This is a genomic window from Paraburkholderia sp. AV2, from assembly GCF_054968425.1.
This window is the reverse complement of sequence record NZ_JBANLK010000054.1, coordinates 17,253-38,669: the sequence shown is the minus strand read 5'-3', so window position 1 is coordinate 38,669 and position 21,417 is coordinate 17,253. Positions and strand designations below refer to the sequence as shown.

At 66.5% G+C, this 21,417-nt stretch carries 19 protein-coding genes; 10 read left to right on the top strand and 9 right to left on the bottom strand.

All coding sequences use genetic code 11. From position 1 onward, the window contains the following. Positions 1–1,615: ATP-binding cassette domain-containing protein (locus V8683_RS26770; RefSeq protein ID WP_462880697.1), on the top strand; the 1,615-nt coding region annotated here is incomplete at its 5' end. A 54-nt stretch (positions 1,616–1,669) separates the two neighbouring features. Next, entirely contained in the window at positions 1,670–2,842 is a 1,173-nt protein-coding gene (locus V8683_RS26765; RefSeq protein ID WP_411190557.1) for a CaiB/BaiF CoA transferase family protein, read from the top strand. 54 nt (positions 2,843–2,896) lie between these two features. Here the strand turns inward: V8683_RS26765 and V8683_RS26760 are convergent, their stop codons facing one another. From V8683_RS26760 to alr, 3 genes are all read right to left on the bottom strand, one after another. Further along, positions 2,897–3,145 carry a DUF2866 domain-containing protein gene (locus V8683_RS26760; protein WP_156954313.1) on the bottom strand — a complete coding sequence of 83 codons (249 nt, stop codon included), beginning with the start codon at positions 3,143–3,145 and terminating at the stop codon, positions 2,897–2,899. A 170-nt stretch (positions 3,146–3,315) separates the two neighbouring features. Further along, complete coding sequence (gene radA / locus V8683_RS26755) at positions 3,316–4,692, bottom strand: DNA repair protein RadA (protein WP_411190558.1); 1,377 nt, start codon at positions 4,690–4,692, stop codon at positions 3,316–3,318. A gap of 17 nt (positions 4,693–4,709) precedes the next feature. Beyond that, positions 4,710–5,780 (bottom strand): alanine racemase, encoded by a 1,071-nt coding sequence (gene alr, locus V8683_RS26750; RefSeq protein ID WP_411189746.1) that lies wholly within the window; start codon positions 5,778–5,780, stop codon positions 4,710–4,712. 219 nt (positions 5,781–5,999) lie between these two features. On the opposite strand from alr, the gene lplT reads away from it, so the two are divergent. Continuing rightward, on the top strand, positions 6,000–7,310 hold the full coding sequence (gene lplT / locus V8683_RS26745) for a lysophospholipid transporter LplT (RefSeq protein WP_411189747.1): 1,311 nt from the start codon (positions 6,000–6,002) through the stop codon (positions 7,308–7,310). 67 nt (positions 7,311–7,377) lie between these two features. Next, positions 7,378–8,184, top strand: coding sequence for a bifunctional hydroxymethylpyrimidine kinase/phosphomethylpyrimidine kinase (gene thiD / locus V8683_RS26740; RefSeq protein ID WP_411189748.1), 807 nt, complete (start codon positions 7,378–7,380; stop codon positions 8,182–8,184). Positions 8,185–8,216: 32 nt separating this feature from the next. On the opposite strand, the gene V8683_RS26735 is transcribed toward thiD, so the two are convergent. From V8683_RS26735 to tsaB, 4 genes are read right to left on the bottom strand one after another with little or no spacing between them, the layout of a single operon-like run. Beyond that, positions 8,217–9,272, bottom strand: coding sequence for a DUF1853 family protein (locus V8683_RS26735; protein WP_411189749.1), 1,056 nt, complete (start codon positions 9,270–9,272; stop codon positions 8,217–8,219). Next, positions 9,269–10,261, bottom strand: coding sequence for a uracil-DNA glycosylase (locus tag V8683_RS26730; protein ID WP_411189750.1), 993 nt, complete (start codon positions 10,259–10,261; stop codon positions 9,269–9,271). Before V8683_RS26730 ends, V8683_RS26735 begins: the two co-directional genes overlap by 4 nt. Next, a complete protein-coding gene (gene rimI / locus V8683_RS26725; protein ID WP_411189751.1) occupies positions 10,248–10,742 on the bottom strand; it encodes a ribosomal protein S18-alanine N-acetyltransferase in 495 nt (164 codons plus the stop codon). Before rimI ends, V8683_RS26730 begins: the two co-directional genes overlap by 14 nt. Next, positions 10,739–11,509: a tRNA (adenosine(37)-N6)-threonylcarbamoyltransferase complex dimerization subunit type 1 TsaB gene (gene tsaB, locus V8683_RS26720; protein WP_411189752.1), complete on the bottom strand. Its 771-nt coding sequence runs from the start codon at positions 11,507–11,509 to the stop codon at positions 10,739–10,741. The genes rimI and tsaB overlap by 4 nt, the downstream gene beginning before the upstream one ends. Before the next feature lie 211 nt (positions 11,510–11,720). Between tsaB and V8683_RS26715 the strand changes: the two genes are divergently transcribed. From V8683_RS26715 to aceA, 3 genes are all read left to right on the top strand, one after another. After that, positions 11,721–11,990: an acyl-CoA-binding protein gene (locus V8683_RS26715; protein WP_411190559.1), complete on the top strand. Its 270-nt coding sequence runs from the start codon at positions 11,721–11,723 to the stop codon at positions 11,988–11,990. Between the two features lie 418 nt (positions 11,991–12,408). Then, on the top strand, positions 12,409–14,088 hold the full coding sequence (locus V8683_RS26710) for a DEAD/DEAH box helicase (RefSeq protein WP_411189753.1): 1,680 nt from the start codon (positions 12,409–12,411) through the stop codon (positions 14,086–14,088). A gap of 398 nt (positions 14,089–14,486) precedes the next feature. Further along, entirely contained in the window at positions 14,487–15,794 is a 1,308-nt protein-coding gene (gene aceA / locus V8683_RS26705; RefSeq protein ID WP_411189754.1) for an isocitrate lyase, read from the top strand. A gap of 403 nt (positions 15,795–16,197) precedes the next feature. Here the strand turns inward: aceA and V8683_RS26700 are convergent, their stop codons facing one another. Then, the gene (locus V8683_RS26700; protein WP_411190560.1) at positions 16,198–17,109 is read right to left on the bottom strand and encodes a LysR family transcriptional regulator; all 912 of its coding nucleotides are present in this window, start codon (positions 17,107–17,109) and stop codon (positions 16,198–16,200) included. Between the two features lie 165 nt (positions 17,110–17,274). Here V8683_RS26700 and V8683_RS26695 point away from each other — a divergent pair, with 165 nt between their 5' ends. Both V8683_RS26695 and aceB read left to right on the top strand, forming a co-directional pair. Then, entirely contained in the window at positions 17,275–18,099 is an 825-nt protein-coding gene (locus V8683_RS26695; protein ID WP_411189755.1) for a haloacid dehalogenase type II, read from the top strand. Between the two features lie 60 nt (positions 18,100–18,159). After that, positions 18,160–19,752 (top strand): malate synthase A, encoded by a 1,593-nt coding sequence (gene aceB, locus V8683_RS26690; RefSeq protein ID WP_411189756.1) that lies wholly within the window; start codon positions 18,160–18,162, stop codon positions 19,750–19,752. A 95-nt stretch (positions 19,753–19,847) separates the two neighbouring features. Here the strand turns inward: aceB and rraA are convergent, their stop codons facing one another. Then, positions 19,848–20,345 carry a ribonuclease E activity regulator RraA gene (gene rraA / locus V8683_RS26685; protein ID WP_411189757.1) on the bottom strand — a complete coding sequence of 166 codons (498 nt, stop codon included), beginning with the start codon at positions 20,343–20,345 and terminating at the stop codon, positions 19,848–19,850. A gap of 155 nt (positions 20,346–20,500) precedes the next feature. On the opposite strand from rraA, the gene V8683_RS26680 reads away from it, so the two are divergent. Beyond that, a complete protein-coding gene (locus tag V8683_RS26680; RefSeq protein WP_411189758.1) occupies positions 20,501–21,382 on the top strand; it encodes an AraC family transcriptional regulator in 882 nt (293 codons plus the stop codon). Positions 21,383–21,417: the final 35 nt, after the last annotated feature.

The window sequence follows — 21,417 nt, the reverse complement described above, 5'->3', positions numbered from 1 at the left end:
CGACGGCGCGGCCGAAGCCGAAGCGCACGCCGCGTTCGCCGACGCCGACGGCTATACCGCCCCGGCACGAGCCGAAGCCCTGCTGCTCGGCCTCGGCTTCACGCTGGAACAAACGCGCGCGCCGGTCGCGAGCTTCTCGGGCGGCTGGCGCATGCGCCTGAACCTCGCCCAGGCGCTGATGTGCCGCTCCGACCTGCTGCTGCTCGACGAACCCACGAACCACCTCGACCTCGACGCGATCGTCTGGCTGGAAGACTGGCTGCATCGCTATCCGGGCACGCTCGTCGTGATCTCGCACGACCGCGAATTTCTCGATTCGATCTGCAACGTGACGCTCCATCTGGAGAACCAGCAGATCAAGCGTTACGGCGGCAACTACTCGCAATTCGAAATCCTGCGCGCACAGCAGCTCGCGCTCCAGCAGAACGCCTACGAAAAGCAGCAGAGAACCGTCGCACATCTGCAGAGCTTCATCGACCGCTTCAAGGCGAAGGCCACCAAGGCGCGCCAGGCGCAAAGCCGCGTCAAGGCGCTGGAGAAGATGGAGCTGATCGCGCCGGCGCACGCGAGTTCGCCGTTCACCTTCGAGTTCCGCACGCCCGACTCCGCGCCGAACCCGATGCTCGTGATGGAAGACGTGCGCTGCGGCTACCGCGCCGAAGACGGCGGCGAGACGCCCATCGTCGAGCAGGTCTCGCTGTCGATCCAGAGCGGCCAGCGCATCGGCCTCCTCGGCGCCAACGGCCAGGGCAAGTCCACGCTCATCAAGACGCTCGCGGGCACGCTCGCATCGCTTTCGGGCGAGTTGCGCACGGGCAAGGGTCTGCAGATCGGCTATTTCGCGCAGCACCAGCTTGAAACGCTGCGCCCGGACGACTCCCCGCTCCAGCATCTCGCGCGCCTCGCGCCCGACACGCGCGAGCAGGAACTGCGCGACTTTCTCGGCGGCTTCAACTTCCCGGGCGAGATGGCGACGGCACCTATCGCGCCGTTCTCGGGCGGCGAAAAAGCGCGCCTCGCGCTCGCGTTGATCATCTGGCAGAAGCCGAACCTGCTGCTGCTCGACGAACCGACCAACCACCTCGACCTCGAAACGCGCCACGCGCTGACGATGGCGCTCGCGCAGTTCGAAGGCACGCTGATCCTCGTCTCGCACGACCGGCATCTGTTGCGCGCCACCACGGACCAGTTCATGCTGGTCGCGAAACACCGTCTGCAACCCTTCGACGGCGATCTCGACGACTACCGCGACTGGCTGCTCCAGCATGCCGCCGAACAACGCGCGGCGCTCAAGGACGCAGCGGGCGAAGGCGCGGCGGATGCTGGCGTCAACCGCAAAGAACAACGCCGCCAGGAGGCGGAAACGCGTCAGAAGCTCGCGCATCTGAAGAAGCCGTTGCAGGCGAAGATCGGCAAGATCGAAAAGGAAATGGACGTGCTCAACACGGAAAAGGGTACGCTGGACGCCTTCGTCGCCGACCCCGCCAGTTACGAGCCCAACCAGAAGACGCGCCTGACCGACGCGATCCGCCGTCAGGCCGAAGTCCAGTCGCGACTCGACACGCTGGAAGCCGAATGGCTCGACGCACACGAAGAGCTGGAGCAGATCGGTTAGCCGCGGCGCGCATGCCGCCCCGCCAAGGAGAGATGAGTGTCGTCACCCGCCGCATTGCAGGGCCTACGCGTCCTTGATCTGACCATGCTGCTGCCCGGCCCGGTCGCCACGTTGCGGCTCGCCGAGATGGGCGCGGACGTGCTGAAGATCGAGCCGCCCGGTGCCGGCGACGCCGCCCGCGTGATGATGCAGAGCGCCGCCGACGAAGTGGCCGCGCGCCCCGGTGCGTTCTACCGCCTCGTCAATCGCGGCAAGCGCGAAACGCGGCTCGACCTGAAGTCCGAAGCCGGGCGCGCGGTGCTGCTCGCGCTCGCGCGTGACGCCGACGTGCTCGTCGAGAGCTTCCGGCCCGGCGTGATGACGCGGCTGGGTGTCGGTTACGAAGCGCTCAACGCCATCAACCCGAAGCTCGTCTACTGCGCGATCAGCGGCTATGGCGCCGGGAGTCCGTTTGCGGACCGAGCCGGACACGACCTGAACTACATCGGTTATGCGGGCGTGCTCGACCAGTTGGCAGGACGCGACGGCGCGCCCGCGCTGCCGAACTTCCAGATCGCCGACCTGCTGGGCGGCGCGCTCAGCGCGGTCACCCAGATTCTCGCGGCGCTCTGGCAGGTCGCGCGAGGCGGTACCGGCCGCTTCATCGACGTCTCGATGGCACACGCCAGCTACGCGTACAACGTGGTCGCCCAGGTCGCGCTCGCCAACGACGACGCGGCCGCCCTTCAGCCCGGCGGCGGCCTGCTCAATGGCGGCGTGCCCTGCTACAACCTCTACCGTACCCGGGACGGCCGCTGGCTCGCGGTTGGCGCGCTGGAACTGAAATTCTGGCAGGCGCTCTGCAAGGCGCTCGACCGCGAGGACTGGCTCGAACGGCACTGGAGTCTGGGGCAGGCGATTGGCGGCACGGACGCGGCGGCACTCACGCGTGAGCTCGCCGCGATCATTGAAGCGGAGCCGTTGCAGGTCTGGATCGACCGGCTCGAACCAATCGACTGCTGCACCACGCCGGTTCTCACGCCAGGCGAAGCGGCCAGGCATCCGCTCTTCAATCCCGAGGTGCTGCAACAGGCCCTGGCAGCGAACGCCGTGCTCGCTTCAGGCGTGCCGAAGCCGCAGCAAGGCGCTATCGGCCAGAGAGCGACGGGCGCCGCAGTAGAATCGTCGGGCGCAGGCGCGGGAAGCCCTGGCGGCAACAAGCCGTTCACCTATGGTCCCTGGGGCTAGGCGCCGGACTGGCCAACAAAAACGAAATGGGCGCACAAGGCGCCCATTTTTCGGCTAGCGTCGCGGCAGCGTTTGCCGCGGCGCGCGTTCGTCGTCGTAGAGTACGTGCTTGCGGCCTTCCACGTGATGCGCAATGGTGCTGCGCACCTGTGCAGCAGTGACGTTCCCGGCCACCACGCGGCGCGAAATGCGCCCGTCGCTGTCGATCCACTCGACGATGCGGCAAGTGCTGCCCCAAGGTTGCATGAGCGGCTCGGAAACCCGGCAGCCGCGTACGACGATCGAATGATCGCCGGCGGACATCTCAGTCTGTTTCAAGACGCCATCCTTTCCGCATGGACGCGGGTTGAACATGCGGCCAAGGATAGGCAAATAGGAAATCGACCAGGTTACAGTGTGTACCAGGGTTGTTACTAATCATTACGCGCCAGTTCACGGAAAATGCCTTTTCCTGGCCGTGCCGCGCCCCCGGTTCATTCCAGCGTGCGGACCTTGTCGATCGCCTCTTCGATGCGCTCGACGGCAACCACCTGTAAACCATCGATCGGCTGCTTCGGTGCATTGGCGCGCGGAATCAGCGCACACGAGAATCCGAGCTTCGCCGCTTCCTTCAGACGGTCCTGTCCGCGCGGCGAGGGCCGGATCTCGCCCGCGAGGCCGACTTCGCCAAAAACGATCAGGCCCTTCGGCAACGGCTTGTTACGCATCGACGAGTGAATCGCGAGCAGCACGGCGAGGTCGGCAGCCGGTTCGGTAATCTTGACGCCGCCCACCGCATTGAGGAACACATCCTGATCGAAGCAGGCAATGCCCGCATGCCGATGCAGCACGGCGAGCAGCAACGCGAGCCGGTTCTGCTCGAGTCCGACCGCAAGACGCCGCGGATTGGGCACGTGGGCGGTATCCACGAGCGCCTGCACTTCGACCAGCAGCGGCCGCGAGCCCTCCTGGGTCACGAGCACGCACGACCCCGGCACGCTCTGTTCGTGCTGCGAAAGAAATAGCGCCGAAGGATTCGCGACACCACGCAGGCCGCGCTCGGTCATGGCGAACACGCCGAGCTCGTTGACCGCGCCGAAGCGGTTCTTGAACGCGCGCACGAGGCGAAACGACGAGTGCGTATCGCCCTCGAAGTACAACACGGTGTCGACAATGTGCTCGAGAACGCGCGGCCCGGCGAGGTTGCCCTCCTTCGTGACGTGCCCGACCATGATGATGGCCGTACCCGACTGCTTCGCGATGCGCGTGAGCTGCGCCGCGCACTCGCGCACCTGCGCGACGGAGCCGGGCGCCGAAGTCAGCGCCTCGGAGTAGATGGTCTGGATCGAGTCGATCACCGCGACGTCGGGCTTCTCGGCCTCGATGGTCGCCTGGATTTTTTCCAGCTGGATTTCGGCGAGCAGTTGCAGCTCGCTCGCCTTCGAACCGGGATCGAGCAGCGCGAGCCGTTGTGCTCGCAGCGCAATCTGCGCCGCCGATTCTTCGCCGCTCACATAGAGCGCGCGGCGTTCTGCCGCGATCTGCGCCAGCGATTGCAGCAGCAGCGTCGATTTGCCGATGCCGGGGTCCCCGCCGATCAGCACGACGCCGCCCGCGACGAGCCCCCCGCCCAGCACGCGGTCGAACTCTCCGACGCCGGTGGTGAAACGCGGTACGTCGGACGCCTCGATGTCGGCGAGACGGCGCACCGGCGCGCTCTTCGCGAGCGACTGGAAGCGATGGCCGCCCGCCGGTTCGGCAATGCTCTCCACGAGCGTGTTCCAGGCCCCGCACGCGGGGCATTGCCCCTGCCATTTCGGCGCTTGCCCGCCACACTCGGTACACGTATACAGTGTCTTGACCTTCGCCATGCTTCGGGTCGCCACGCTTATTCCGCCCGCACCGGCACGCGCGGCGCGACCGCGCACATCAGCTCGTAGCCAACCGTGCCGCAGGCCTGCGCGACGTCGTCGATCGGCAGGTTCGTTCCCCAGAGTTCCACGCGCGCACCAACGCCCGCGTTCGGCACCGGCGTCAGGTCGACGGTGAGCATGTCCATCGAGATACGCCCGACCACCCGCGTGCGCACGCCTTCGACGATCACGGGCGTGCCTTCGGGCGCGATGCGCGGATAGCCGTCGGCGTAGCCGCACGCCACGATCCCGATGCGCATCGGCTTGCGCGCCGTGAAAATCGAGCCGTACCCGACAGTCTGGCCCTCGGCGATGTTTTGCGTGCCGATCAGCTCGGAGGCAAGCGTCATGGCGGGCTGCAGGCCAATGCCGTCGATGGCCGAAGCCGCGCCCGAAGGCGAAGCTCCATAAAGAACGATGCCGGGCCGCACCCAGTCGAAATGGGCGGCCGGATGCCAGAGCGTCGCTGCCGAGTTCGCGAGGCTGCGCGCACCGGCAATGCCTTGGGCCCCGCGCTCGAACGCCTCCATCTGCTCGCCGATGCCGCACGGCGTATCGGCGTCGGCGAAATGCGTCATCAGCGTGATCTGGCCGATGCCGGGACAGGCGCGCGCCCGCTCCCATGCCGCGCGGTATTTCTCCGGCGTATAGCCGAGCCGGTTCATGCCGCTGTTCATCTTGAGCTGCACGTTGACCGGCTTGGACAGCCGCGCCATTTCGAGCATGCGCATCTGCTCGTCGGAATGCACGACCGTGGTGAGGCTGTAACGGTCGATCACGTCGATGTCGGTAGGCCGGAAAAAGCCTTCCAGCAGCAGGATCGGCCCCGCCCAGCCCAGCTCGCGCAGCTTCGCCGCTTCTTCCAGATCCAGCAGGCCGAAGCCGTCCGTGGCGCGCAGGCCCGGGAATGCACGGGCGAGCCCGTGCCCGTAGGCATTGGCCTTGACCACGGCCCAGATTTTCGACTTGGGGGCGTATCGGCGGACGACGGCGAGATTGTTGGCGAGTGCGGCGGTGTGAATCGTGGCGGAAAGGGGGCGAGGCATGGGAGATTTTCGTAAAGACGCTTTCGAATCAGGAGCTTACAGTGCGTTTTCAGCACCTGGAAGGCCGGGCGCGCCGGGCCGTCAAGGAATCTGCTAGTCCGAACCCAGCTATTTTCATGATATAAAGCCCTGCGCACAACCCATTTCGAACGTAATAAGCCCGGATGCCTCCCACCCGTCCGGGGCGGACGGACCGCAGCGAGGACAGCATCGCATCAGATGAAAAAAGGCTTTTACACCATCATGGCCGCGCAGTTTTTTTCGTCGTTGGCCGACAATGCGCTCCTGATCGCTGCAATTGCACTGCTGAAAGATCTCCAGGCCCCGAACTGGATGACGCCGCTGCTCAAGCTGTTCTTTGTCCTTTCCTACGTTGTTCTGGCCGCTTTCGTCGGCGCCTTCGCCGATTCGCGCCCCAAGGGCCGCGTGATGTTCATCACGAACACGATCAAGGTAATCGGCTGCGCCACGATGCTGGCCGGTACGCATCCGCTATTCGCTTACGGCGTGGTCGGCTTTGGCGCTGCGGCCTATTCGCCGGCCAAGTACGGAATCTTGACTGAATTACTTCCGCCGGAGCGGCTGGTCGCTGCAAATGGCTGGATCGAGGGCACGACAGTCGGCTCGATCATCCTCGGCACGGTTTTGGGCGGCGCGCTCATCAGTCCTCACATCGCCTCGCACGTCATCAAACATACGCCCGCCTGGGTCAATACCCCCGCCGAAGCCGCGATGCTTGTGATCATGGCCATCTATGTCATCGCCGCCCTCTTCAATCTGCGCATTCCCGACACCGGCGCCCGCTATCCGCGCCAGGAACACGGCCCCATCCGTCTCATCACCGATTTCGCCGACTGCTTCCAGATCCTCTGGCGCGACAAGCTCGGACAGATCTCTCTCGCCGTCACGACGCTCTTTTGGGGCGCGGGCGCCACGCTCCAGTTCATCGTGCTCAAGTGGGCCGAGGTATCGCTCGGCATGTCGCTCTCGGAAGGCGCGATCCTGCAGGCGGTCGTCGCCGCGGGCGTCGCCGTGGGAGCGGTGATCGCCGCCGCGCGCGTGCCGCTCAAGAAGTCGCTTTCCGTGCTGCCCGTCGGCATCATCATGGGCATCGCCGTCATGCTCATGGCCTTCTACACGCGCAACCTGTTTCCGCCGCACTGGGGCCTGCGTCTCGGCCATCTGCACGTCTCCGGCTACCTGCTGTTCGCCTATCTCTTCCTGATGGTCGTCGGCGGCCTCTCGGGCTATTTCGTCGTACCGATGAATGCGCTCCTGCAGCACCGCGGCCACGTCCTGCTTTCCGCGGGTCACTCCATCGCCGTGCAGAATTTCAACGAGAACCTTTCGGTGCTCGTCATGCTCTGCCTCTATGCCGTGCTCGTCTGGCTCGACGTGCCAGTGACCATCGTGATCGTGCTGTTCGGCACCTTCGTCTGTCTCATGATGTGGCTCGTGATGCGCCGCCACCAGGCCAATCAGCGCGCGTTCGACTCGGTCGCGCTGATCGGCGAAAATCACGGGCACTGACTGCCCTGATTCATCCATTCCGTGCGTGCGCCACGCGGCGCGCGCCGTGCCCGTCTTTCACGCTGCCATGACCTCATCGATTCCCAACGTCCTCACGATCGCCGGCTCCGATTCGGGCGGCGGCGCAGGCATCCAGGCCGACCTCAAGGCGTTCTCGGCGCTCGGCGCGTATGGCGCAAGCGTCATCACCGCGCTCACCGCGCAGAACACGCGCGGCGTCACGGCCATCCACGCGCCCGATCCGGCATTCGTCACGGCGCAACTCGACGCCGTCTTCGAGGACATCCGCATCGACGCCGTGAAGATCGGCATGCTGGCCAACGCGCCCATCGTGCGCGCCGTGGCCGACGCGCTGCGCCGCCATCGGCCGGAGCGCGTCGTGCTCGACACGGTCATGATCTCGAAGAGCAACCATGCACTGCTAGCGCCCGAAGCCGTGGCGGCACTGCGCGAGGCATTGCTGCCGCTCGCGGGCGTCGTCACGCCGAACCTGCCCGAAGCCGCGGCGCTGCTCGGCACCGCACCGGCCGCCGACGAGACCGCGATGGTCGAGCAAGGCGAGGCCCTGCGCGCGCTCGGCGCGCAAGCGGTGCTCATGAAGGGCGGCCATCTGGGCGGCGCGGACAGCCCCGACTGGCTCATCGAGGAAAACGGCACGCTGCGCCTGGCCGGCCGGCGCGTGCCGGTGACCAATACGCACGGCACCGGCTGCACGCTGTCTTCCGCAATCGCGGCCTTGTGGCCGCAGCGCGCGAGCCTCGCCGAGGCCGTCGCGGACGCCAAGCAATACCTCACAGGCGCGCTCGAAGCGAGCGAACGCCTCGACGTCGGGCATGGCGTCGGGCCCGTGCATCACTTCCATCGCTGGTGGTGAGCGGCGGCGCGCGATGCGCCGCCCGTCAATCGTCAATCGCGCGCGAAGGCTTGCGCGCGCGCCGGCCAGTCGTCGGGGACGATGAAACCGCGCGACTGCTCGGCATAGCCGGCCGCACCGTTGGCGGCAAATGCAACGACCATCACTGGTTCGTCGCGACGGAGTACGTGATCGAACAGGACGTCGGGATCGACAGGCGGCGCAACGGCGCCCGGACCACTCGGACCGCCAGCCGCCGTACCCTCTACCGGCGTCTCGCCAGCCCCTTCTACCGCCCCTGCCCGCCGCACATCGAGCCGCCTTGGCGCAAGCCACGCGAGGCGCGGCAACTCGCTCCAGCCGGCGGCGCGCTGTTGTGCTGCGAATGCCGGCCAGTCCGAACGCGTGACCCACCAGCCGCGCGCATGGTCCGGCGCGAGTTCGGGCGGTTCGCCCTGCACGACCTGCGCGCCCGCACCTTCACGGTAGAAGAGCCAGCCCTTCACGAACATCTGCGCTAGCCAGGGCCCCGCGTAGCCGAGCGACGCGAATTCCTCGCTGGCGCTAAGCCGCATCTGACGGTTCACGAGGTGCGCGCGTTTGCGGTCGAAGCGATCGCGCAGATTGGGGCCGACGAAATCCGCAAGCATGGCATCGGGGCCGCCTGCGTGCAGGTAGCACTTGACCGCCAGTTCCCAGTGCAGCCGCCTTCCCTCCGAACTCTCGAGGAGAAAGTCGCACTCGCCGAGCGTGCGCCCCGCTTGTCGCAGCGGCACGCTTGCCGCAACGAGCCGCGCCGCCGGGCCGAATGCCAGGAACCAGCCGAGCAAGGCCTCGGCATAGCGGCCAAGACGCGTGAGATGGGCGCGCTCGAGCGCATCGCGCAACGGCGCCGGATCGCGGTCGAGCCGGGAGAGCCAGCGCGCCGCCGCGAGCGCCTCGTCGGCATGCGCCCACGGCGTGGCAAGCGGTGCGAGCGGAAGCTGTTCGCGCAGTAAACCGGGACTAAAGAGCAGCCACGCAAGATCGCGCACTGCTGGATCGGTCAGCCCGTCGAGACGGCCGGCGACGATGCTGCCGGGGTCGTCCGCGAGCGGCGAAACGTTCACTGGCCGCCGCCGGCCGCGCGCCAGGTGTCGCGCGCGAGGCAGAGATCGGCCCACGCCTTCGACTTGTCCTGCAGGCTGCGCAGCAGATACGCGGGGTGGTAGGTCACGATCACGGGCACGCCTTCGTACTCGTGCACGCGCCCGCGCATCGAAGCGATACTGCCCTCGGACTTCAGCAGGCTCTGCGCGGCGAAGCGGCCCATGGCGATGATGATCTTCGGCTTGACGAGCGCGACCTGACGCTTGAGGTAAGGCTCGCAGCGCGCGACTTCGTCCGGTTCCGGATTGCGGTTGCCGGGCGGGCGGCACTTGAGCACGTTCGCGATATAGACGTTCTCGACGCGCGAGAGCGCAAGCGCGCGCAGCATGTTGTCGAGCAGCTTGCCCGCCTGCCCCACGAACGGCTCGCCCTGACGGTCCTCGTTCTCGCCCGGCGCTTCGCCGATCACCATCCAGTCCGCTTCGCGATTGCCGACGCCGAACACCGTGTTCGTGCGCTTCTCGCACAGCCGGCAGCGCGTGCAGCCGGCGACGCGCTCGGCCAGGCTGTCCCAGTCCAGCGTCGCCACGTCATTGCCAGGTGCGGGTGGCCGGGCAGACGGCTCGGCCGATACGGGCGCGGCGTCGAACCAGGCGAAGTCGTCCTCGGTGAGCGGCGGCGGCTCGTCGGGCGCCTGTGCGGCTCGCGCGGCGTGTGTGTCGGCGGACTGCGCGGCCGGTTCGCGAGCCTCGACAGCGGAATCCCGCGGCGACACGGGATCCGGTATGCGGACTTCGGGCCGTGCGGGCGCAGCGACGTCCGACTCCACCGCGGCGAGCGGTTCGGGCGCCGTTTCCGGCTGCGCAGGCACGACAGCCGTCCCGGTGACCTGAGACAACGGCGTTTCGCCGCTGGCCGGCGCCGTCTCGCCGGGCGTCGTCCGCGCCCCTTTGCTCACCCAGCGCGGCGACAATCCCAACTCTGCCAGCGCGAACTCATCGAGCGCCATCCGCGCCCTCCTCTGCAAAAGAAAAACGCATCACGATCGCGTCCTCGCGGGTGTGATGCCGCGCCGGATAGTAGTTCTTGCGGCGCCCGATGGTCACGAAGCCGAATTGCTCGTAGAGGCGTATCGCCCGATAGTTCGAAGGCCGCACTTCGAGCAGCAGCCCTTCCAGCCGTTCCGCATGCGCCATCCGCACGGCCTCGCGCAGGAGCGTGAGCCCGGCACCGGCTCCCTGCGCGGCGGGCGCAACACACAGATTCAGCAGATGCATCTCGTCCACCACCGGCATCAGGACGCAATAGCCGATCAGCGTGCCAGTCACGTGGCGCATGCACACGCCGAAATAGCCGTTGCGCAGGGAATCTTCGAAGTTGCCGCGCGACCACGGAAACTCGTAAGCGGACTTTTCGATGACGGCGACCTCGTCGAGATCGCTCTCGGTCATCGGCGACAGGTAGCGGTCGGTCATCAGCACACCGCTCATCGACTGCCCTCGCCCGACGCCTTGGCGGCGAGCCGCTCGGCCGTGGTCTGCGCGACCTTGTTGCGGACGTATTCAGGCGCCGCTTCGTCGGCGCGCAGCGTGCGGCCCGCGCGAAACGCGCGCAGCGCGGCGTGCGCGAGCGGCAGCGCGTGGGGCAGCGCCTCGGCGTCGATCGAGCGGGCCGCGGCGGCGGCCGGAAGGCGCGTACCGAACGCCGCCGCGGCGTTGCCCGCCAGCGTGAACGGCGCGGCGGGCGTGGCGATGCGCTCCGGTGCGTCGAGCGACGCGGGCTGCAGCATACGCCAGTCGCTCGCCGCCGCGTCCCACTCGTATTCGGCCCAGTAGGCCTCGTCCATGCGCGCGTCGAGCACGGCGAGCACGCGCGTTGCCGCGGGATCGTGCAGCCGCGCGCGCTCGGCGCAGACAAGCAGCGTACCCACGGGCACCACGGGAATGTCGAGCCCGAATGCGAGCCCCTGCGCGACGCCCGTCGCCGTGCGCAGCCCCGTGAACGAGCCGGGGCCCGAGCCGAAGGCGATCGCATCGCAGTCCGCGAGCGTGAGTCCGGCTTCGGCCAGCACTTCGCCGATCGCCGGCAAAAGGCGCGTACTGGACACGGCGCCTGTGGCCTCGTGGCGCACCCACACGGCCACTTCGGCGCAAGGATCGGAAAGGCGGTTGCCGTCGCCAGGGGCCACGGCGTGCAACAGCGCGACCGAGCAGAATTCGGTCGAGGTATCGAGGGCAAGCAGCACGATGTCGGTCATGACCGCTATTGTAATGCCGCGCCCCCGGCTCTCCCAGGCCGGGCACGATCCGTGCGAACGAAGTGCGACCCGCCGCCGGCGATCGCGAGGCCTCGACCGCAGTTCCTGCCGATCTCTGGAGGAATCGCTCCAGCCGCCTGCCAGTATGCACTGCTACCATCGGCGCGCGGTTCCCGTTAAAAAATCAGTGGAGGAAAAAACAATGAGCGACATGACGGACGTAGGCGCCCGTTTCGAGCAGGCCCAGACCGACGTGCAGCAACTGCCGGAACGCCCCGGCAATCTGACGCTGCTGCGTCTCTATGCGCTTTTCAAGCAGGCGACCGACGGCGATGTCCACGGCGACAAGCCCGGCTTCACCGACATCGTCGGCAAATACAAATACGAAGCCTGGGCCGCGCTGCAAGGCACGGCACAGGACGTCGCGAAAGCGCAGTACGCCGAACTCGTCGAATCCCTCAAGAACGGCACGGCGAGCTAAGAACCGCGAGAGGCAGCGCGCCACGGCCGGCGAGCCGCTTGCCACCGTTCATCGGTGCGCGCAAGCCCCCTCGCGTATACGGCTCTGGCGCAGCGCAACAAAATCCGCTATAATGCGCGCTGCGCTGTGTTTTGCGCCCCTCAGCCCCGCTGAGGCAGGCCAACAAAGCGCCTCGTAGCGTTAAGCTCCAATCCAGTTTAGAACCTGTCCCCTCCTGCCTTGGCCTCTTCCATATAGAGGTCGTCATGTATCAGGCTGGCGGCAAACCAATTTCGGTGCGCCGCATTCGAAACAGCTTCTAACGAAAATCCGCCGCAGTGGTGGATTGCCCCCGTTTTTCGATTTGTTCGCAAAATCCGACGACTTGGGTATGCCGATTGGCGCCGACGTTCTATTTCCTGTTTCACCAAGGATTTTCATGACTTCGAGCATTACCCAAAGCCCTCTCGACGCAATCGCCAACGAAGCACTCGGTCTCGACGCCGCTGACGCGCCCGCGCAAGCCGCCGACACCCCCGAGGGCCCGACGTTCGCGTCGCTCGGCCTGTCGCCGGAGATCGTCTCCGCGCTGACGGCGGCGGGCTACAAAGCGCCGACGCCGGTGCAGCAACGCGCCATCCCCGCGGCCATCGCCGGCCGCGATCTGCTGGTTTCGAGCCCGACCGGTTCGGGCAAGACCGCCGCCTTCATGCTGCCCGCGATCGAGCGCTTTGCGCAGATCCAGAAGGCCCAGGCCGCCCAGCCGCGCGAGCCGCGCCCGCAAGGTCAACAAGGCGAAGGCGATCGCCGCCAGCGCCGTCCGCAACCGGTCGCGCGCCCCGGTCTCCTCGTCCTCACGCCGACGCGTGAACTCGCCATGCAGGTGACCACGGCCGCCTCGACCTACGGCAAGCATCTGCGCCGCCTGCGCACCGTGAGCATTCTCGGCGGCGTGGCCTACGGCCAGCAGCTCATGCTGCTCGCCAAGAACCCCGAGATCCTCGTCGCGACGCCCGGCCGTCTGCTCGATCACCTCGAGCGCGGCCGCATCGACCTCTCGGAACTGAAGATGCTCGTCCTCGACGAAGCCGACCGCATGCTGGACATGGGCTTCATCGACGACATCGAGACCATCGTCGCCGCCACGCCCGCGTCGCGCCAGACCATGCTGTTCTCGGCCACGCTCGACGGCAAGATCGCCTCGATCACGGGCCGTCTGCTGAAGGATCCGGAGCGTATCGAGATCGTGCGCAAGGTCGAAGCGAATTCGAACATCGCGCAGACCGTGCATTACGTCGACGACCGCGACCACAAGGATCGCCTGCTCGACCATCTGCTGCGCGCCGAGGGCCTGGACCAGGCTATCGTGTTCACAGCGACCAAGATGGACGCCGACCAACTGGCCGGCAAACTCGCCGACGCGGGCTTCGAAACCGCCGCGCTGCACGGCGACCTGCCGCAAGGCGCGCGTAACCGCACGATCCGTGCGCTGCGCGAGCGCCGCGTGCGCGTGCTCGTGGCAACCGACGTCGCGGCGCGCGGCATCGACATCCCCGGCATCACGCACGTCTTCAACTACGACCTGCCGAAGTTCGCCGAAGACTACGTGCACCGTATCGGCCGTACGGGCCGCGCGGGCCGTTCGGGCGTGGCAGTGAGCCTCGTGCATCATGCCGAGCAAGGCGCGCTCAAGCGCATCGAACGCTTCGTGCGTTCGCCGCTGCCCGTCAACGTGATCGAAGGGTTCGAGCCGCGCAAGGCGCCGCCGGCCAATCGCGGCTTTGGCGGCCGTGGCCGTCCGGGCGGCAACGGCGGCGGTAACGGCCGGCGCTTCGGCAACGGCGGCAAGCCGGGCGGCGGCTATGGCAGCCGCGGCAACGGTGGCCAGGGCGGCAACGGCGGTGGCTGGCAAGGCAAGTCCGAAGGCTCGCGTGGCGGCTATGGCGGCCAGTCGCGGGACGGCGGCTATGGTGCGCGTGACGGCCAGGGCGCCTCGCGCGGCGAAGGCGGCAACCGCGGCGGCTACGGCCAGCCGCGTGGCGACGGCTACGGCCGCTCGCGCGAAGGCTATGGCGCGCGCCGCAACGACGGTCCGCGTGGCGCCCGTCGCGATAGCTGATTTCCGCCTGATCCGCAGGTGCCGCCTCGGCGCACCTGGATAGTGATCTACAAAAGGCCGGTGCTTCGTCACCGGTCTTTTTTTGCCTCCGCACAGATTTCATAATGCGGAAAAATTTTTTGCGTCGTAAAAAATCGTGCTGCGTGGCACAACAACACGCATTGCAATATGGAAAACCGCGTTTTTCATCGTGAAACACAAAGCATAAGAAATTGATTTTATTGAAATAAAAAACACGGAAAAAGCTGCTTGAGCGCCTGTCCCAGCGGGACCGATTTGCCTAGACTCTTATATAAGACTTCACGAAACGAAGCGCCCGAAACCACCTCAGGCGCTCGCCCCGAAGAAGTCGCCGACTTTCAGCGGTTCTACCAATCAGGCAAACGAAGGAGTTCATCATGTCGACCCGTCAGGAACAAGCAAAGCAACTTCAACAGCAATGGGAAACCGATCCGCGCTGGAACGGCATCAAGCGCAACTACACGGCTGAAGACGTGGTGCGCCTGCGCGGCTCGATCCAGCCCGAGCACACGCTCGCAAAGAACGGCGCGGAGAAGCTCTGGAAAGGCGTGAACACCGAGCCGTTCATCAACGCGCTCGGCGCGCTCACGGGCAACCAGGCCATGCAGCAGGTCAAGGCCGGCCTCAAGGCCATCTATCTCTCGGGCTGGCAAGTCGCGGGCGACGCCAACCTCGCGGGCGAAATGTACCCGGACCAGTCGCTCTACCCGGCCAACTCGGTGCCGCAAGTGGTCAAGCGCATCAACAACACGCTCACGCGCGCCGACCAGATCCAGTGGTCGGAAGGCAAGAACCCGGGCGACGAAGGCTACACCGACTTCTTCCAGCCGATCGTGGCCGACGCTGAAGCGGGCTTCGGCGGCGTGCTGAACGCGTTCGAACTGATGAAGGCGATGATCGAAGCAGGCGCCGCGGGCGTGCACTTCGAAGACCAGCTCGCTTCGGTGAAGAAGTGCGGCCATATGGGCGGCAAGGTGCTCGTGCCGACGCGCGAGAACATCGCCAAACTGACGGCCGCGCGCCTCGCCGCCGACGTCTGCGGCGTGCCGACCGTGCTGCTCGCCCGCACCGACGCGGAGGCCGCCGACCTCGTCACGTCCGACATCGACGACAACGACAAGCCGTTCCTCACGGGCGAGCGCACGGTGGAAGGCTTCTTCCGCACGCGCAATGGCCTCGAGCAGTCGATCTCGCGCGGTCTCGCCTATGCGCCGTACGCCGACATGATCTGGTGCGAAACCGGCAAGCCCGATCTCGAGTTCGCGAAGAAGTTCGCGGAAGCGATCCACAAGCAGTTCCCGGGCAAGCTGCTCTCGTACAACTGCTCGCCGTCGTTCAACTGGAAGAAGAACCTCGACGATGCGACGATCGCCAAGTTCCAGCGCGAGCTGGGCTCGATGGGCTACAAGTTCCAGTTCATCACGCTCGCGGGCTTCCACTCGCTGAACTACTCGATGTTCAACCTCGCGCACGGCTATGCGCGCCAGAACATGAGCGCATTCGTCGAACTGCAGCAGGCCGAGTTCGCCGCGGCCGAAAAGGGCTTCACCGCCGTCAAGCACCAGCGCGAAGTGGGCACGGGCTACTTCGACGCCGTCACGCAGACGGTCGAACGCGAAGCCTCGACGACCGCCCTGCACGGTTCGACGGAAGACGAGCAGTTCTTCGACAAGAAGGTGGCGTAAGACCACCCGCAGCAGCAGCGCCGCGGCCGGCATGCGCGTCCCTGGCGGGGCTCGCCGGCCGCCGGCGCCTGTGGGGTTGCCATTGCAGTTGTCCACGGTTGCCTGCCGCAGTTGCCCACCACGGTGACGCACATCTGCCAGACCGGCACGCGCCGGTCGGCGCTGCGCAACGTGCAATCCATCGGGAGAAGAGGCAAGAGGCCGCGCGCGGCCGGACACGATCCGGCCCGCTCCGTTATCCGGCCACCCGCCGGAGCGAGCGGTCTCGCTACCGAAGAAGGCGACAAGCCGACGACAACTTAGCCAGCCACGGAAGGCGCATGGGCATCCGCCGTGCATGCTCATGCGCCGACTGCGGTTCGGGCTTCCGACGTATATGCAGACGCGCCTCGCGGCGATGCCGTCAGTCCTGGCCCCAGTACCCCGGATGACCGTACGTATGCTTGAGAAAGTCGAGAAAGAGACGCACGCGCAACGGCAGATGGCGGCGCTGCGGAAATACCGCATGAATACCGATGGGCGGCGCCGCGAACGCGTCGAGCACGCTGACGAGCCGGCCTGCCGCAATGTCCTCGCCGACTTCCCACCAGGAGCGCCACGCCAGCCCGTGTCCGTCGAGACACCATTCGTGCAGCACGGCGCCGTCCGAGCATTCCATCGTGCCCGCCACGCGGATCGACACCACCTTGTCGTCCTGCTGGAAGGTCCAGCCGCGCTGCTGGTTCGCGCTGCTCGCGCCGAGCGCGAGGCAGTTGTGGCGCGTGAGATCGGCGAGCGTTTCGGGCGCGCCCCGGCGCGAAAGGTATTCGGGCGCCGCCACGCACACGCGGCGGTTCTCGCCGAGCTTGAGCGAGACGAGCGACGAGTCGGGCAGCTCGCCCAGACGCACGGCGCAGTCGAAGCCTTCGTTGACGAGATCGACGAGACGATCGGAAAGATCGAGCGTGATCGAAACGTCTGGATGCGCGACCGTAAACGCCGGCACGAGCTGCGCGACATGCCGGCGCCCGAAGCCCGCCGGCGCCGACACGCGCAGATGCCCGCTCGCCTTCACCCCGCCCGCCGACACGCTCGCTTCCGCATTCTGCATATCATGGATGATCCGCTGGCAGTCCTCGAGGAACGCCGAGCCTTCGAAGGTGAGCGTGATGCGACGCGTGGTGCGCACAAAGAGCTTCACGCCAAGTCGCTCTTCGAGCGCGTCAATGCGGCGCCCGATGATGGCGGGTGCGACCCCCTCGGCCTGGGCGGCGGAGGAAAGACTGCCTTTGGCCGCCACGGCGACGAAGGTCTCGATCTGTTTGAAGCGGTCCATGCAGAAGAACGTGGAGAAATGACTGCAAAAATCGTGGGCAAAGATCACGTAGATCGTCAGATTAGGTGGGTAAAAGTAAAAGATCAAGTGATCAATGCCTCCTTTTTCAGTGATGTAACTCACGAATACAATTCATCCCGACCTCTGAAGATGGAGTGCAAGGCGATGTCGGCCACAACGGCACAAAGCGCGGCACAAAACGCGGCACAAGGCGCAACACAAGGCGCCGCGAGATTTCCCAAGGCAGTGATATTCGACGCGTACGGCACGTTGTTCGACGTGCATTCGGTCGTCGCCGCCGCGGAGCAGATGTTCCCCGGCCACGGCGATGCGCTCTCGCAGCTCTGGCGCCTCAAGCAGATCGAATACACGCAACTGCGCACCCTCTCCGACCCGGCCGGCGCGCGCTACCGCCCGTTCTGGGACATCACGCTCGACGCGCTGCGCTACGCGGCGCGGCGCCTGAATCTCGCGTTGACGGGCGCGGCCGAGAAGCGCCTGATGGACGAGTACGCGTGCCTCTCCGCGTTTCCCGACGCGCTGCCCGTATTGCGGCGTCTGCGCAAGATGCACGAAGGGCGCGACGACGGCGCGCGCCCCGGCCTCGCCATCCTCTCGAACGGCAATCCGCAGATGCTCGACATCGCCGTGAAGAGCGCGGGCATGAACGGCCTCTTCGATCACGTCCTCTCCGTCGATGCGGTGCGCGCGTACAAGCCCGCCGCCGCGGCCTACGCGCTCGGCACGGCCGCATTCGGCGCGGTGCCGCGCGACATCGTGTTCGTCTCGTCGAACGGCTGGGACGTCGCGGGCGCCGGCTGGTTCGGCTGCACGACTTTCTGGATCAACCGCCAGCGCCTGCCCGCAGAAGAACTCGGCATCGCGCCCGCTGGAACCGGCGGCGGCATGGCAGAACTTGCCGCTTTTCTCGAAACCGCAGCGCCGCCTGAACGGACCCCGGCCCGAACCCGCCCAAGCCCAGGCGCGTAACGACCCCGGCAGACGCTGCATTCCCCACACCTACACGAACTGACCGACCAAGGAGCAATCATGGCGAACACGTTGCAACTGCCGCAAGGCATGCAGATCCCGGCGGAAATCAAGCCGGGCTTCGAAACGATCCTCACCCCCGAAGCGCTCGAACTCGTCGCGAAGCTGCACCGCGCATTCGAGCCGCGCCGTCAGGAGTTGCTGAAGGCGCGCGCCGAGCGCACGAAGCGTCTCGACGCCGGCGAACGCCCCGACTTCCTCGAGCAAACGAAGTCGATCCGCGAAGGCGACTGGAAGATCGCGGCGCTGCCGAAGGACCTCGAATGCCGCCGCGTGGAAATCACGGGCCCGGTCGAGCGCAAGATGATCATCAATGCGCTCAATTCCGGTGCGGACTCCTACATGACCGACTTCGAGGATTCGAACGCGCCGAGCTGGGACAACCAGATCACCGGCCAGATCAACCTCAAGGACGCGGTGCGCCGCACGATTTCGCTCGAACAGAACGGCAAGCGCTACCAGCTCAATGACAAGGTCGCCACGCTGATCGTGCGTCCGCGCGGCTGGCACCTCGACGAAAAGCACGTGACCGTGGACGGCCAGCGCGTCTCCGGCGGCATCTTCGACCTCGCGCTCTATCTCTTCCACAACGCGAAGGAACTGATCGCGCGCGGCAGCGGCCCCTACTTCTATCTGCCGAAGATGGAGAGCCATCTCGAAGCGCGCCTGTGGAACGACATCTTCGTCGTGGCCCAGGAGGCCGTGGGCATTCCGCGCGGTACGATCCGCGCGACGGTGCTGATCGAGACGATCCTCGCGGCGTTCGAAATGGACGAGATCCTCTATGAACTGCGCGAGCACAGCTCGGGCCTGAACGCGGGCCGCTGGGACTACATCTTTTCGGCGATCAAGAAGTTCAAGAACGACAAGGACTTCTGCCTCGCGGACCGCTCGCAGATCACGATGACGGTGCCGTTCATGCGCGCCTACGCGCTCCAGCTCCTCAAGACCTGCCACCGCCGCAACGCGCCGGCGATCGGCGGCATGAGCGCGCTCATCCCGATCAAGAACGATGCGGCCGCAAACGACAAGGCCATGGGCGGCGTGCGTTCGGACAAGCACCGCGACGCGACCGACGGCTATGACGGCGGCTGGGTGGCCCACCCGGGCCTCGTGCCGATCGCGATGGAAGAGTTCGTGAAGGTGCTGGGCGACAAGCCGAACCAGATCGGCAAGCAGCGCGCCGACGTCAACGTGGCGGGCAAGGATCTGCTCGACTTCCGTCCGGAAGCGCCGATCACCGAAGCGGGCCTGCGCAACAACATCAACGTGGGCATCCACTACCTCGGCTCGTGGCTCGACGGCAACGGCTGCGTGCCGATCCACAACCTGATGGAGGACGCCGCGACCGCCGAAATCTCGCGCTCGCAAGTGTGGCAGTGGATCCGCTCGCCGAAGGGCAAGCTCGATGACGGCCGCAAGGTCACGACCGAACTCGTGCGCGAACTGATCCCGCAGGAGCTCGACAAGGTGAAGGCCGTGGTGGGCGGCAATACGAAGCCGTACGACCGCGCCGCGCAGATCTTCGAACAGATGTCGACGTCGGAGAACTTCGTCGACTTCCTGACGCTGCCGCTCTACGAAGAGATCTGATGCTCGCCTGAACGAGCGCTGCTTTGAACGACGAAGGCCCGGTGGACACAAGTCCATCGGGCCTTCGTGCTTTCCGTCCCGAGCCGAACGGCGATTCAGATCGCCAGCGGCTCGCTCGACACGAGCACGCCGTCGATATCGGCGTAGATCCATTCGCCCGTGCGCACGGTCGCGCCCGGCATGCGAACCGGCACGTCGCGCTCGCCGACGCCGCGCCGGAAGCTGCGCTGCGGATGCGTCGCCAGCGCGACGATGCCCACGTGCAGCGCATCGAGCTCGAGCGTGTCGCGCACGCAGCCGTTGACCACGACGCCCGCCCAGCCGTTGTCCTGCGCCAGCTCGCCGAGCTTGCCGCCCACGAGGGCGCAGCGCAGGCTGCCGCCACCGTCCACGACGAGCACGCGGCCCTCGCCCGGCGTCTCGAGCGTGGCGCGCACGAGCGAGTTGTCCTCGAAAACCTTGAGCGTGAGCGCCGGGCCGCTGAAGTGCGGTGCAAGGCCGAACCAGCGGAACACGGGATCGAAGACGCGCAGCGTGCCGGCTGCAAGCCGGTCTTCGTGCGCGTCGCAAAGGTCGGCGGTGGCGAATGTCATGATTGATGTCTCCCTCGTGCGCTGACGAACCGGCAGCATTATGCCTGTCCATAAAGCGATACGCGCGCGCGTCGCCCCTTCCGCCCCGAGACCGCGCAGCAACCGCGCCGGGTTGCGCCTACAATGACCGCGAGCCGTCAACGCCGCGATCCTCCATGCCTCTCGCCCTGCTGCCGCCCGCGGAATTCGCCGATATCCCGCCCGAGTTCGAGCCCACGTCCGGGCATCCCGTCCGTGTGCGCTCGCGGCCCATGGCGGCCGGCGTGCGCATCGCCCTGCACACGCATGCCTGGGCGCAGCTCGCGTACGCGTCGCGAGGCGTGCTGCGCATGACGACGCCTGGCACTACGTGGATGGTGCCGCCCTCGCGGGCGATCTGGATTCCTCCCTATGTGACGCATGAAGTGGCGATCGTCGAAGACGCGTTCCTGCGCACGCTCTACGTGGACCAGTCGGTGATCCCGCCGGGGCTCGGCGACTGCCGCGTGGTCGAGGTATCGGGCCTGCTGCGCGAAACGATCGCCGCGCTCGATGAACGCGGCATCGGCGGCGCCCGCGAGCGCCTCCTCGCTTCGCTCGCGCTCGACGAAATCACACGCTCGGCACCGCTGCCGCTTGCGGTGCCCATGCCCGACGAGAAGCGCCTGCGCTCGCTCTGCGAGGCGCTACTGGCCGATCCCGCAAATCCCGGTTCGCTCGAATACTGGGCCGAGCACGTTGGCGCCAGCACGCGCACAATCGCGCGGCTCTTCCGGCAGGAACTGGGCGTGAGCTTTTCGCAATGGCGTCAGCAGGCGATACTCGCGCGCGCGATTCCGCTGCTCAATCAGGGGCGGCCGATGGCGGTCGTCGCACAGGAACTCGGCTATCAAAGTCAGAGCGCATTTTCGGCCATGTTCCGACGCGCTTTCGGCGAGAGTCCGCGCGCGTTCATCGGGCGCGGTGCAGATGATCGCGAAAGCGGCCCGAGCGAAGAGTCTGCATTGAGCGAAGTGAACGAGGCGCTACGCGAAAGCGCCCAGGATTTGCCGAAGTAAGGTGATGTGACAGAGTGCGTGCAAGGCCGGCGGCC

Excerpts from the sequence above, each read along its gene's own strand:
- lplT (WP_411189747.1), top strand. The coding sequence starts at position 6,000 with ATGAAAAAAGGCTTTTACACCATCATGGCCGCGCAGTTTTTTTCGTCG.
- V8683_RS26760 (WP_156954313.1), bottom strand. The coding sequence starts at position 3,145 with ATGTCCGCCGGCGATCATTCGATCGTCGTACGCGGCTGCCGGGTTTCC.
- V8683_RS26700 (WP_411190560.1), bottom strand. The coding sequence starts at position 17,109 with ATGGACCGCTTCAAACAGATCGAGACCTTCGTCGCCGTGGCGGCCAAA.
- rraA (WP_411189757.1), bottom strand. The coding sequence starts at position 20,345 with ATGACATTCGCCACCGCCGACCTTTGCGACGCGCACGAAGACCGGCTT.
- V8683_RS26680 (WP_411189758.1), top strand. The coding sequence starts at position 20,501 with ATGCCTCTCGCCCTGCTGCCGCCCGCGGAATTCGCCGATATCCCGCCC.
- V8683_RS26710 (WP_411189753.1), top strand. The coding sequence starts at position 12,409 with ATGACTTCGAGCATTACCCAAAGCCCTCTCGACGCAATCGCCAACGAA.
- V8683_RS26695 (WP_411189755.1), top strand. The coding sequence starts at position 17,275 with ATGTCGGCCACAACGGCACAAAGCGCGGCACAAAACGCGGCACAAGGC.
- V8683_RS26730 (WP_411189750.1), bottom strand. The coding sequence starts at position 10,261 with ATGGCGCTCGATGAGTTCGCGCTGGCAGAGTTGGGATTGTCGCCGCGC.
- radA (WP_411190558.1), bottom strand. The coding sequence starts at position 4,692 with ATGGCGAAGGTCAAGACACTGTATACGTGTACCGAGTGTGGCGGGCAA.
- tsaB (WP_411189752.1), bottom strand. The coding sequence starts at position 11,509 with ATGACCGACATCGTGCTGCTTGCCCTCGATACCTCGACCGAATTCTGC.
- aceA (WP_411189754.1), top strand. The coding sequence starts at position 14,487 with ATGTCGACCCGTCAGGAACAAGCAAAGCAACTTCAACAGCAATGGGAA.
- thiD (WP_411189748.1), top strand. The coding sequence starts at position 7,378 with ATGACCTCATCGATTCCCAACGTCCTCACGATCGCCGGCTCCGATTCG.
- aceB (WP_411189756.1), top strand. The coding sequence starts at position 18,160 with ATGGCGAACACGTTGCAACTGCCGCAAGGCATGCAGATCCCGGCGGAA.
- alr (WP_411189746.1), bottom strand. The coding sequence starts at position 5,780 with ATGCCTCGCCCCCTTTCCGCCACGATTCACACCGCCGCACTCGCCAAC.
- rimI (WP_411189751.1), bottom strand. The coding sequence starts at position 10,742 with ATGAGCGGTGTGCTGATGACCGACCGCTACCTGTCGCCGATGACCGAG.
- V8683_RS26715 (WP_411190559.1), top strand. The coding sequence starts at position 11,721 with ATGACGGACGTAGGCGCCCGTTTCGAGCAGGCCCAGACCGACGTGCAG.